This is a genomic window from Grimontia celer (genome assembly GCF_900055185.1).
Classification (GTDB): domain Bacteria; phylum Pseudomonadota; class Gammaproteobacteria; order Enterobacterales; family Vibrionaceae; genus Enterovibrio; species Enterovibrio celer.
The window spans coordinates 513,377-526,010 of record NZ_FIZX01000001.1 but is presented as its reverse complement, the minus strand read 5'-3'; the positions used below and the strand labels follow the sequence as shown (position 1 = coordinate 526,010).

11 protein-coding genes are annotated in these 12,634 nt (G+C 48.3%); 3 read left to right on the top strand and 8 right to left on the bottom strand.

Annotation, left to right across the window (positions count from 1 at the left end):
* Window positions 1-24: 24 nt before the first annotated feature.
* Window positions 25-495, bottom strand: a complete 471-nt coding sequence (locus GCE9029_RS02400) for a low molecular weight protein-tyrosine-phosphatase (RefSeq protein ID WP_062660866.1) — start codon at window positions 493-495, stop codon at window positions 25-27.
* Between the two features lie 90 nt (window positions 496-585).
* A complete protein-coding gene (locus GCE9029_RS02395; RefSeq protein ID WP_062660865.1) occupies window positions 586-1,314 on the bottom strand; it encodes a dienelactone hydrolase family protein in 729 nt (242 codons plus the stop codon).
* Window positions 1,315-1,500: 186 nt separating this feature from the next.
* Between GCE9029_RS02395 and cobO the strand changes: the two genes are divergently transcribed.
* Window positions 1,501-2,091 carry a cob(I)yrinic acid a,c-diamide adenosyltransferase gene (gene cobO, locus GCE9029_RS02390; protein WP_062660864.1) on the top strand — a complete coding sequence of 197 codons (591 nt, stop codon included), beginning with the start codon at window positions 1,501-1,503 and terminating at the stop codon, window positions 2,089-2,091.
* A gap of 485 nt (window positions 2,092-2,576) precedes the next feature.
* Here the strand turns inward: cobO and GCE9029_RS02385 are convergent, their stop codons facing one another.
* The gene (locus GCE9029_RS02385; protein ID WP_062660863.1) at window positions 2,577-3,620 is read right to left on the bottom strand and encodes a metal-dependent hydrolase; all 1,044 of its coding nucleotides are present in this window, start codon (window positions 3,618-3,620) and stop codon (window positions 2,577-2,579) included.
* Window positions 3,621-3,826: 206 nt separating this feature from the next.
* Between GCE9029_RS02385 and GCE9029_RS02380 the strand changes: the two genes are divergently transcribed.
* Entirely contained in the window at window positions 3,827-4,270 is a 444-nt protein-coding gene (locus tag GCE9029_RS02380) for a CBS domain-containing protein (protein WP_062660862.1), read from the top strand.
* Between the two features lie 37 nt (window positions 4,271-4,307).
* On the opposite strand, the gene GCE9029_RS02375 is transcribed toward GCE9029_RS02380, so the two are convergent.
* From GCE9029_RS02375 to apbC, 5 genes are all read right to left on the bottom strand, one after another.
* Complete coding sequence (locus GCE9029_RS02375) at window positions 4,308-5,330, bottom strand: putative urea ABC transporter substrate-binding protein (protein ID WP_062660861.1); 1,023 nt, start codon at window positions 5,328-5,330, stop codon at window positions 4,308-4,310.
* 146 nt (window positions 5,331-5,476) lie between these two features.
* Window positions 5,477-7,618 carry an AsmA family protein gene (locus GCE9029_RS02370; protein WP_062663098.1) on the bottom strand — a complete coding sequence of 714 codons (2,142 nt, stop codon included), beginning with the start codon at window positions 7,616-7,618 and terminating at the stop codon, window positions 5,477-5,479.
* 107 nt (window positions 7,619-7,725) lie between these two features.
* Window positions 7,726-8,307 (bottom strand): dCTP deaminase, encoded by a 582-nt coding sequence (dcd, locus tag GCE9029_RS02365; protein WP_062660860.1) that lies wholly within the window; start codon window positions 8,305-8,307, stop codon window positions 7,726-7,728.
* 83 nt (window positions 8,308-8,390) lie between these two features.
* Window positions 8,391-9,032 carry a uridine kinase gene (gene udk / locus GCE9029_RS02360; RefSeq protein WP_062660859.1) on the bottom strand — a complete coding sequence of 214 codons (642 nt, stop codon included), beginning with the start codon at window positions 9,030-9,032 and terminating at the stop codon, window positions 8,391-8,393.
* A gap of 186 nt (window positions 9,033-9,218) precedes the next feature.
* Entirely contained in the window at window positions 9,219-10,313 is a 1,095-nt protein-coding gene (apbC, locus tag GCE9029_RS02355; RefSeq protein WP_062660858.1) for an iron-sulfur cluster carrier protein ApbC, read from the bottom strand.
* A 218-nt stretch (window positions 10,314-10,531) separates the two neighbouring features.
* Between apbC and metG the strand changes: the two genes are divergently transcribed.
* Window positions 10,532-12,568, top strand: a complete 2,037-nt coding sequence (gene metG, locus GCE9029_RS02350) for a methionine--tRNA ligase (protein WP_062660857.1) — start codon at window positions 10,532-10,534, stop codon at window positions 12,566-12,568.
* Window positions 12,569-12,634: the final 66 nt, after the last annotated feature.

The following is a 12,634-nucleotide window of genomic DNA, read 5'->3' as shown; positions in this document are numbered from 1 at the left end:
GCTAGAGAAACACTCGAAATGTGTTTATTTGACGACCACTTTATCCAGCACACTGTCACTGGCTTCTTCGATTAAATCCAGAACCAGTTCAAAGCCTTTAGAGCCGCCATAGTAAGGGTCAGGAATTTCCGCCAAAGAAGAATTACCGTGACTTAAGAACAAGGACACTCTCTCACGCATCTCATCAGGGCAGCGATCCAGAAGATCGGCTAGATTCGCTTTATCTGACGCCAGAATTATGTCGAACTTTTCAAAGTCGCCATCCTCCACCGGGCGGGAATAAATGCCTGAAAAGTCATAGCCTCTGGCTTCTCCAGCTTTCCTGGCCCTTTCATCAGGCTTAGAGCCAGCGTGATACCCGATGGTACCTGCAGAATCAATTTCAACATCCAAACCGCGTGCCTTGGCTTTGGCACGGAGTATTGCTTCTCCGGTAGGCGAACGACAAATATTGCCCATACAGACAACGAGAATTTTCGGTTTGTTAGCGGACATTGGCACTCCATTCCCTGTTCATTACGGACACTGTAACGAATCAAGGAACGGAGAGCAAAGTAAGTGAGACAGATGTATGAAGGCGCTCTTTTAGAGATTCTCTTCAAGGAAGCCAGTGAAGGTTGCCCAAGAGCGTTTGTCCGCGACCTCACGGTAGCGTGGCGACTCAAACACCGTAAAGGCATGGGGTGCACCGGAATAGACTTCAATCAGATACGGAATACCTGCGACTTCTAGCTCTTCAGAGAGATCTGCCACATCACTCATTGGAATGCTGCTGTCAGCCCCACCATGAGAGACAAAAATCGGTGCGGTGTTTTTAGGGTAACTTTGGTCATTAGGTGTCGACAACCCACCATGGAATGTTGCATAACCATTGATGCCAGAGCCTTTTCCAGAGCGTGCCAGCTCCAGCGTTGCTGCGCCGCCAAAGCAATATCCAGCAACCACCACGTCCTCTACACCCATTTCTCGCGCTTTATCGAGGCCAGCGAGAATCAAGGTTCGCATTTTTTCTCTGTCTTTATAAAGCTTGCCGACTTCCGCTTTCTTGGCATTGGTATCTATCGGGCGATTGCCTTTGCCATACAGATCCACCGCAAAGGTGTTGTAGCCCATAGAAGACAGCATATCCACGCGCTTTTGCTCATAGCCAGTCAGTCCATCCCAATCATGGATTAAAATCACCGCCCCCTTGGCGTCTCCCTCGGCAGCAGCGTAATACCCTTCTAAAGCCATACCATTGGAACTGTAATCGACCACTTCGCCTGCCATCGCGCTTAAAGGCAGGGCCATCACTAGCCATCCTAATTTTTTCATCTTTTATCCTTCGTGGTTTTATTCTGATTGAGTGTAGTTGACTAATTTCCGTACGAACGCCAATACCAGAGCGATTTACTCAGATTTACACTCTTCCAAAATAGGTGGGTTTTGGTATGTTGTGATCCAACTTAGCTGACCACCCATACTGCTTCGGCCTAATTACTTTGAAAGGAAGAAAATCTCATGAGCGATGAGCGCTATAAAGCCCGACAACAAAAAGTCAAAGAACAAGTCGACGAGCGTGTGGCCGCTGCACAGATTGAGAAAGGTTTGCTGTTGGTGATTACCGGCAACGGCAAAGGGAAATCGACCTCAGGATTTGGCATGGTCACTCGTGCAACAGGTCACGGCCAGAAGTGCGGTGTGGCCCAATTCATCAAAGGCACTTGGGAATGTGGCGAGCGCAATTTGCTGGAAAAATGTGGTGTTGAATTCCATGTTATGGCGACAGGATTTACCTGGGACACACAAGATAAAGCAGCTGACACCCAAGCCGCACAAGAAGTATGGCAGGAATGTAAGCGCATGCTGGCTGACCCAAGTTACGACGTCGTATTGCTGGACGAAATGACCTACATGGTAACTTACGGCTACATCGAGCTGGATGAAGTGGTAGAAGCGCTTGAAAACCGTCCGAGCGAGCAGTCAGTGATTATCACTGGCCGCGCTGCTCACCGCACACTGACTGAGATGGCAGATACCGTCTCTGAAGTTCGCAATGTGAAGCATGCTTTTGATTCTGGTATCAAGGTACGCAAAGGCATTGATTGGTAATTAGCCCCTTCCGCGACACTAGATAGAAGAAAGCCCAGCATTGCTGGGCTTTTCATACCAATCACAGTAAGTAGATGATCAGAAATAGCGCAGAAAAAATGCTCGAGAACAAGGCGGAAATTTCGATAAGTAGTTATTCTACAATCAAACTTTTCAACGCAGTTATCGAGCATTTTAACTGGCCAGGGGCTGTTGACCTTTGGTGATGATTTTTGCAGCAGTTTGTGGGGATTTTATGCAAGGCAGAGGCTTTGATGTGTAGCTAGCCTACATGAGAAGCCGATAACGCAGCAAAAATTCCCCACAAACGCTGCCCGAAGGGTTCTGCTCTAAGCGTTTTATGCTTTGTTGAGGTGTGTTTGCTTAGAATGCTAGGCGGCACACACCTCGCCGCGCCTAAAACGCTTAGCGCTAGAACAAAATTTCACCACCAAAGGTCAACAGCCCCTAGGATGAGCAGATATTTACTACGATTGGTATCACTATTAGTTGGATGATAAGTCGTCACGAAAGCAATCATGCTCATTACACAGCATGGCATCAATACTTTGCCAGCCAAGGAGACGCATCCATAGTGCAGGGATTTGCCTTGGGAGCACCGGGCCTGGATCCAATTGTACTGGCGGCACCAATTGCCAAACCTGATTTTCTCCCTGCTCAGCCACTACAAAGCTAAACGGGTGATACATGGCCATACCAAGACGCAAATCCGTCGCCGTTAATGCGTCACCATCTTGCTCGTAACGCACAAAGCCACGGGTGAAGTTTTCAAAATCGGTCAGTAGTTCCGGCTTGCTCGGAAATGTCCAATCTCCTCGCACCATCGGCATCCAGTCAATGGTTGGATCTTCGTCCAGCAACGATGTCAGGCCTTCCCAGTATTTGTTGTCATCCAGCACGACCACGCGCCAAAGTACGGTGTTGAAAGGCGTCGGTCCAATAAACACGGGTTGTCCTTCAAGGTGCGTGCCCGCGACGTTTTCTTCGACCCGATCTTTCACTACGCCGATCGCAACGAGCGACCAGGCGAGATAAAGCGTAGAAATCGCCAGCCCCACGCCACAGAGTTTGGCGGCACGGCTACGCCAAATAAACGCTGCCAAAACCGGAATGAGCAGCGGAATGGTATAAAGCGGGTCAATGATAAAGACACTGGAGATTGCTACTGGTGGCGTATCCAATGGCCAGAGCAGCTGTGTGCCGTACGTCGTGAAAGAATCCAGAATCGGATGCGTTACCAGCACCGCGGTAAACAAGGCCCAGAGTTGCCATAGCGGCCATTCTTTGGCGAAAAACCGCTTCCAGAAAACCGCTAATACGGCAGCAAACGGGAACAGAACAAACAGGGAATGACTAAACCCACGGTGTTTAATCATATTGGAAATCGGGTCACCGTAATCCAATACCACATCTAAATCGGGCACGGTGCCTAGCGCGGCACCGGCAAGAAGTACTTTTGGAGAGCATCGCTTACCGGCAACCAGACCGGCAACTGCAGCGCCGAGGGCTGCCTGAGAAATAGAGTCCATGAACCTTGGTTTTCCTATTTTATTTTTTCTTGTTCAGGTGGCTGATTTTAGCGCACATTCTGACTGGGTATACATAAATTGAAACGAATAACTGTGTTGGCGCAGATCTGTTCCTACTGGATTTCTGGGCGATGCCTCCCAACATTACGTCCTTACTTTTTGTAGGTTTAAAGGAGTCAATCCAAACAATGAGGAAGGTCGATACGATGCCAGGAAAAGTTTCCGATTACATGACGCGTAAACTGGTTACCATCAGCCCAGATATGGGAGTACGCGAGGCGTATTTCCTGATGAGGGATAAAGACATTCGCCATCTTCCTGTGGTGGAAAACGACGAACTGGTCGGGATTATTAGCGACCGACAACTTCGCAGGCCAAACTGGGCCGATGAAGCCCCTGACATCGAGCACCCTTATCTGCTCTCAGATGATTTAAATGTGGGTGACGTGATGGTAACGGATGTGATCACCTGCCACACCTACGAAACCTTATCCAAAGCCAACCAAAAAGTGCTCGACCATAACGTCGGTGCTCTGCCTGTTCTTGATAAAACAGAAAACTTGGTAGGCATTTTATCCGCTGTTGATTTATTGGCAGCTTTGCAGGATATCCTCAAACGGGAAAAGTCTTTGAAGAAAGCGAGAGCTTAACAAGATAGAAATGAGGCAGGCCCGGAAGTCTGCCTTTTTAAAGTCGGTTTTCCGCTGCCATCTGCATGTAACGGCTGTCTATTCGGAATCTGATGTTCTTCGAATCCCCCAGCACTGAGCCATCAGGGAACGAGATACCAATGTCATCAAGATTGGTGATATCGCCAAGAAGTCCGTGCTCAAAGCAAAACTGTCGCACCCTGTCCATGGCATTCAGCGTCGATTTACTGTTAGCGACTTTGACACCTCTTCTCGGGCTGTACAGCATTTTCGTCGAGGCGAGTTGTTGAAGAATAGAAACCCTTGAAGCTCCCGCACTTTCTGCCATGGATGAAACCACTGACATGTCTTCGTTTCTGAGACGCTCCATGGTTTCGTACCAAGCACCTGTCAACGCTCTTTTTAGCCTTTCATCTGTATCCGTTCTGGTTACCATCAAATCCAGAATTTCGCCTTGAAGCTCAGAGGAGTCGAATATCAGTTTAGCTTTGGTTTCTGTCTGTGCCTTTTTAAGGATAGGGTTCCAGGTTACCAGAGTGGGTGCTTTTCCTGATCGGAAAACATCAAGTATCTCGGCGTCAGAAACACTCACCAAATTGACGTCCGCTTCACTCAGACCAGCTCTCTTCAAAGCCCGTGCTAACAAGTAATGTGAAACGGAATACTGCACCAGCAAGATATCCTGCCCTTTCAAGTCAATGACACTGCCAGCATCGCGGCTCAAAATGCCATCATTTCCATTGCTGTAATCACCAATAATCAGCACGGATGTATCCACACCCTTAGTCGCCGGAAATGCCAGCGCGTCCATTTGCGTCATGGTACAGGCATCAAATTCACCGGAAGAAAAACGCTCCAGAGAGTCCACATAATCGTCGACTCTTTTGATGTTAACCTCAATGCCATACTTGTCTCCCCATCGCGCCATCGCACCACTTGCCTCAATGTATGCCCATGGTTCCCACCCCACATAATGGCTCCAGCAAACATTGAACGAATCTTTCGCCCAAGCGTTCTGTGCTATCGCCAGCAAGAAGAACAGTGGCAGGTATTTTCTCATTGGATGCTCCATTCCAAACGGAAGTTCTTGTTTTAGAGACAAGTACTTATCGAGTATAGCAACGGATATTGAACTTAAGTATTTGGTGAAATAGATAAAAAGAAAGCCGCAGAATGCGGCTTTCAGGTTGGGGTCGAGGTGGCGGTTTAGTTGAACAAACCTTTGAGCAGTTTGTCAGCTGCCTCTTTCACTTTGTCATCTTCGGCTTTGTCACCCAGTAGTTTTTTCAAACCACGCTCTGCTTCTTTTCGCGCTTTCTCTTCCAGTACTTTGTTACTGGTCAGCAGGGATTTCACATCCAGGTTGTAACTTGGTGCTGTCCAAGTACCGCCGATTTTCACTGGAATGGTGACATCTTTGAGTTCATCAATGTCTTTGCCGCCCTGCCCTTTACTGGTACCCACCACAGAGACAAACACTTCGAAGTCGAGGTCTTCTTTCACCAGATTGGTTTGACCTTCACTACGAACACGCAGTGCTGGCGCTTCCATCTTCATGTTGCGGGTAGAAGCGATGCCTTTGCCAAGATTGAACGTTGCTGTCAGCGCACTAAAGTCCGTTTTACGGGTTTCTTCAACATACTCAGCACGTTGACCTTTGAGTGTTGCTTTCGCTTCGCGGATCATCTCCGGAATGTTGATGCCGTTAATTGCACCATCAGCAAAATTGATCGCCACAGTGCCCGTTATGCCAGTTCGCAGACGTTTTTCCGACAGGCCAACACCACTCACGTTTGCATCGATGCTGCCTATACCTGCCAACATATCCTGATTTGCTGCAGCTTGCATAAGTGGAAGGACATTGACGTTCTTGATGTCTTTTTTCACCTGATAGCGGGCAGGAGAAGTGGTCGCATCAAGCTTGCCTTCTACGTTGATTGTCCCGTCGTATAACTTGGCATCGAACTGTTTGACATCAACCTTGCCACGATTAACCGCAAAGTTTGCAATCACATCTGTTACCTGCACGTTGCTGGCAACGAAATCATCGATTGTGATCTTACCTGCGATATCCAATCCTTTCAGAGCCGAAAGGTCAGGTTCAACATCGCTCAGCGGTTTCTTATCAGCAGGCTTTTCTGCTGCGCCGCCTTGCGAGCCACCCGATGCTGCTGGTTTATCTTCTGCTGCAGCTGTATTGCCGCCTGGGAACGTATCCAGATTGATTTTCGGGCTGTGAACATCAAATCGAATGGCTGGAATATCGGCGAGTGCAACCGACGCTTTACCATCAAGGTTCAGCTCGTCTACTGCCGCTTTCAGGTTTTCAAGTGACAGTTTCTGTGCCTTGTTATCAAAAGCCACATCGCCAGCCATACTGATTTTCATCTCAGGGCGAGGCAATGACTTGCCTGCGACTGTCGTATTCAGTTCCAGCGCTTTTGCGGTGATCAAGGTGATGGCTTCGTCGACTTCAACTGTGGTTTTGCCTGTAGCATCAAACGACATGTCCGAAGCTTTACCTTTGGCGGCAAAATCAAACACCATAGGAATGGCGAGGCCAAGACGGTCTGCTTTCAACGTAAAGGTTTCCAGTTGAGTTGCTGCATCGTTGGCACTTGCTTCAAGTGATAATGTGCGCAGTTGAGACATCATGATCTCTTTGTCGATCATGGCTTCTGCATCACCTTTGGCAGAAAACATCAGCGCATTTTGTTTACCTTCCACATCAAATTCAATCGGCACCCAAACACCGGTTTCCAGTTTACCAATGGTCAGGTTCAGTTTGCTGATTTCACTGTTAGTGTGAGCTTTATCGTCACGCACTGTGGCGCTGGCATCCAGAAGCTCAAGACCACCAATTGAAATAGTCCATGCCGTTGCTGGTTCGCTGGCTGGTGCGCTAGATTCAAGTGCAGGCTCGGCTTCGCCGGCAGTAGTACTTTCAGCCCCAGTTTCACCGGTCAGACCATCAAGGTTACTGACACCGTTTGGCAGGGTTTGGATAAACACATGCGCACCGTGCAAACTAACAAGGCCGATATCCAGCGTGTCAGAAAGTAGCGGCATGACAGCCACAGACAGCTCAGCCTTACTCAGTTTGAGCATGTCCGGCTCTGCAAAGCCTTCCGGGTTCTGAAACGCCAGTTGTTCAACCGACAGACCCAGACTTGGCCAAAATCGCCAGCTGATGTCTCCATCAATAACCAGCTCACGCCCCGTTGCTTTTTTCACTTCATCAGTGATCAGGGGCTTGAAGTCGTTGGGGTTGATGAATGCAACGATGGCACCAATGGCCACCACCACCAGCAGCACCAGTCCAAGTAGTATGTAGAGAAGCTTTTTCATGATGATGTACATTTCCTGTTGAGATGCGGTCGAGAGTATCGAAACACGAAGAAAATTTCTGCATTAAATCCAACAATTTCAGCCATTTTCCATGCGCCAGTGTTCAACTAATCCTCATCAATCTTTGAGGCAACCGCTCCCTGTTGATTTTTATATTTGGCATTTTGCCGCTTGTGATATGGACGTTCCGCTGGGCTGCTCATGGTTTCGAAGCTTAAAGCACCGATTGGCATGCCTGGACGAAGCGCGAGCGGCAATCTGCCACTGTTATAGAACTCCAGCACAATCTTGCCTTGCCAACCCGGGTCAATACGATGAGCCGTGACATGGACCATCAAACCAAGCCTTGCCAGTGAAGAGCGTCCATCTAACCAGCCCACAATATCATCGGGTAAGGTCACCACTTCCTGAGTGACAGCCAGCGCCAACTGTCCAGGATGGAGAAAGAATGCGTCACCGTCAGCAATCTCTATTTCATCGCTCATCACTTTATCTAGCTGCGCAGACACTTCCTCGCGTGGGCCGGATAAATCAATAAACGGTGCGCCATGTTCACTAAAGACACGAAACTTGTTCCCTAAGGTCACATCTGCCGTGACACCTGAGATGGCTTCATCCGCTGGCCTCGGTTCAATGATGATCTTGCCATCATCCAGGTATTCCCTGATGTGTTTGTCACTCAATCTCATCGCGCGTTCCCTCGAAAAATGAAGTTTGTTTATTCTTAACTAACTTCAGGTATAAAAAAAGCCGGTTTTAACCGGCTTTTCTTTTATGCTTTCAGCAATTTGGCGATATGTGCCTTCAGCACATCAATCGCTATTCGGTTCTTACCGCCACGCGGTACGATGATGTCCGCGTATTGCTTCGATGGCTCGATAAATTGCATGAACATCGGGCGCACAGTTTGCTGGTACTGTTGAAGTACAGACTCCATAGTACGGCCGCGTTCTGCAACATCACGCTTCACACGACGAAGCAGACAAATGTCCAGTGGGGTATCCATAAAGATGCTCGCATGCATCAGGTCACGAAGGCGTGGGTCAGTCAGCAGAAGAATACCTTCCAGAATGATCACCTTCTTCGGTGTCAGAGTGGTGGTTTCGTCCATGCGGGTATGTTCAGCGTAGCTGTACTGTGGGACTTCAACCGCTTTGCCTTCTGTCAGGTCTTGAAGGTGCTTGCACAGCAAATCGTGGTCAAGCGCCTGAGGATGGTCATAGTTGGTCTTTACACGCTCTTCCATGCTGAGGTGGCTTTGGTCGCGATAGTAGCGGTCTTCCGTGATAACACCGATCTGATGATCGCCAACTTTCTCTTTTAGTTCTTGATAAATAGTACTAGCGATCAGACTTTTACCGGATGCAGATGCGCCTGCAATACCGATAATGACACATTGGTTGTTGTCACTCATAAATGAATACCCGGAGAATTGGCGATAAATAAACCGCGTGATTATAGGGAGTTGGCCTCCCTCATGCCATCTAAATATGTGATAAAAGTCTCAATTAAAAGCAAGATGTATACTGTTTCATCATTATGCATACGATTTGCGCGGCAATTCTCGCTCTCAATATGAAACTTGTCAGCGACTCACTTGCTACTCACCAAGCGTGGTGATTGATATTTGTTCTGCCACAGGCTCTCCGCGCCAGAACAACTGACTCGCGACTTTTTCCGCCAGTGCCAGATACACCGCTGAATGTTCGCTTTCAGGTTGACTAGCAACAGTCGGAGCGCCGGCGTCAATGTCCTCACGAATACTGATATGAAGCGGCACTTGAGCGAGCAGTGACAAACCGTGTTCCGTCGCCATCTTGGCAGCTCCACCCTGACCGAAAATTGGCTCATGGTGACCACACTGACTGCAGATATGGTAGCTCATGTTCTCTACCACCCCGAGCACTGGAACCGCGACCTTCTCAAACATCGCCACACCTTTGATCGCATCAGCTAAAGCGAGATCTTGAGGCGTGGTCACCACAACTGCAGCCGTGACAGGAAACTGCTGCGCCAGACTCAACTGAATATCACCAGTGCCCGGTGGCATATCTACCACCAGATAATCCACATCCGGCCAATGCGTTTCATTCACCAGTTGTGCGAAGGCTTTTGATGCCATTGGGCCTCGCCAAACCATGGCATTCTCATCCGGCACTAAATAACCAATGGAATTGCTGAAAAGGCCATGCGCTTCAACTGGCTCCATGGTTTTGCCATCCAATGTCGTCGGCTGTTTGCCCTTAGTACCCAGCATGATTGGCAGCGAGGGACCATAGATGTCTGCATCAAGAATACCGACTTTGGCTCCTTGAGCACGAAGGGCTAGCGCAAGGTTCACTGATGTTGTCGATTTACCTACGCCGCCTTTTGCAGAACTCACAACAACAATATTCTTTACCCCTTTAATAAGCGGTTTTTCGCCCGCTTTGAGTGGCGTAACTTTCTGCTCGATGACTAGCGCAGGCACATGCTCACCCGCTGTTTTCTGCGTTTCAATCCAGTCTTTTAATACTTCAATCAAAGAAGATGCGGCAAAGGGAAGCGAGACTTTTAACTCACCGTTTTTTGCTTGAGTCACCATGCCTTGTCTATCTGCCCAGCCTTCGACGAGCGAAGTGTGGGTAAATTGATTAAGGAACGTTTTCACGGTATCTAAGTCAGGTTGTGAATTCTTATTGCGGCCGAAAAACATAGGACATGCACTCTTCAGTAATGATTCTACTAGCCTAATGAATTTTTTACGATTTCACACCCTTTAGGCAGAAGGGTTATTCGATACTGTCGCTGATGACAACTTTCGCCTTATCTCAAGCGCTTCAAACGTTAACAGACCCTATGTTTTCTGGGCCTGATCAGGTAAGATTTGCGCCATTCATTCGATTCAATTGTCAAAAGCGAACTATCTAAATTATGGCTGCAAACCAACGTAAAATTCTGGTTACCTGTGCCCTGCCTTACGCGAATGGCTCTATCCATTTGGGTCATATGCTCGAGCATATTCAGGCAGACGTATGGGTGCGTTATCAGCGCCTGCGTGGCAACACTGTAAACTTTATCTGTGCAGACGACGCACACGGTACGCCAATCATGCTGAAAGCTCAGCAATTGGGTATTGAGCCTGAAGCCATGATCGCTGAAATGCAGAAAGAACACGAAGCAGACTTCGCGGGCTTTGACATCAGCTTTGACAACTACCACAGCACGCACAGCGAAGAAAACCGAGAACTGGCGTCTTATATCTACACCCAACTGAAGAACAAGGGCTACATCAATAGCCGTACGATTTCTCAGCTGTTTGACCCTGAGAAAGAAATGTTCCTGCCAGACCGTTTCGTTAAAGGCACTTGCCCGAAATGTAAGTCTGAAGATCAGTATGGTGATAACTGCGATAACTGTGGTGAAACCTACAGCCCAACTGAATTGATTAATCCTAAATCAGCAGTGAGTGGCGCAACCCCAGTACTGAAAGATTCTGTTCACTTCTTCTTTGACCTGCCACAGTTTGAAGACATGCTGAAAGCATGGACCAAGTCTGGTGCGCTGCAGGAAGAAATGGCGAACAAGATGAACGAGTGGTTCGAATCTGGCCTGCAGCAGTGGGACATTTCTCGTGACGCTCCTTACTTCGGTTTTGAAATCCCGGGTGAACCAGGCAAATACTTCTACGTATGGCTGGACGCGCCAATCGGATACATGGGTTCATTCAAGAACTTCTGTAATAAGAATGGCAATGTCGATTTCGACGAATACTGGAACAAAGACAGCGAAGCCGAGCTTTACCATTTCATCGGTAAGGACATCGTTTATTTCCACAGCCTGTTCTGGCCAGCCATGCTGGAAGGCGCGGGCTTCCGTAAACCAAACAACGTATTCGTTCACGGCTATGTAACCGTTAACGGCGCGAAGATGTCGAAGTCGAAAGGTACCTTCATTAAGGCGAGCACTTACCTGAAGCATCTTGACCCAGAATGCCTGCGCTACTACTACGCAGCCAAACTGAATAACCGCATCGATGACCTTGACCTGAATCTGGAAGATTTCGTTCAGCGTGTTAACTCTGACATCGTAAACAAAGTGGTTAACCTTGCATCTCGTAACGCAGGTTTCATTGCGAAACGCTTCGACGGCATGCTGTCTGCAGAATGCGCAGAACCAGCGCTTTATGAAGAGTTTACTTCTGCAGCTAGCCGTATTGGCGAACTGTTTGAAAACCGCGAGTTCAGCCGTGCCATCCGTGAAATTATGGCGCTGGCTGACAAAGCAAACCAATACGTTGACGAGAAAGCACCTTGGGTCGTCGCCAAAGAAGAAGGCAAAGACGCTGAGCTTCAAGCAATCTGTACCATGGGTATCAACCTGTTCCGTGTACTGATGACTTACCTAAAGCCAGTGATGCCAGAACTGGCAGAGCGTTCGGAAGCCTTCCTGAACGAAACCCTGAGTTGGGATGGTATCGCGACACCGCTGACTGCTCACAAAGTTGAAGCATTTAAAGCACTGTTCAGTCGTATCGATCCGAAGAAAGTTGAAGAGATGGTTGAAGCATCTAAAGAAGATGCAGCAGCAGAGAAAGCGGTGGCTGAAAAAGCCAAAGGTCCTTTGGACGAAGAGCCTATTGCGGATGAAATCGAATTCGGTGACTTTGCAAAAGTCGATCTACGTATCGCGAAGATCATTTCTTGTGAATCTGTGCCAAAAGCTGACAAACTGCTGAAATTCCAGCTAGATATTGGTGGTGAGACCCGTCAGGTATTCTCTGGTATCAAGTCTGCGTACAACCCAGAAGATCTGGTTGGCAAATACACGGTAGTGGTCGCTAACCTGAAACCGCGTAAGATGAAGTTCGGCATGTCAGAAGGCATGATCCTGGCTGCTGGCCCAGGTGGCAAAGATCTGTGGCTGCTTGAGCCACATGAGGGTGCACAAGCTGGTATGCGTGTGATGTAATCGCAGCATCGAATAGAAAAGGAGCCTTCGGGCTCCTTTTTTGTTTGTGCATCAAAGGGAATATTT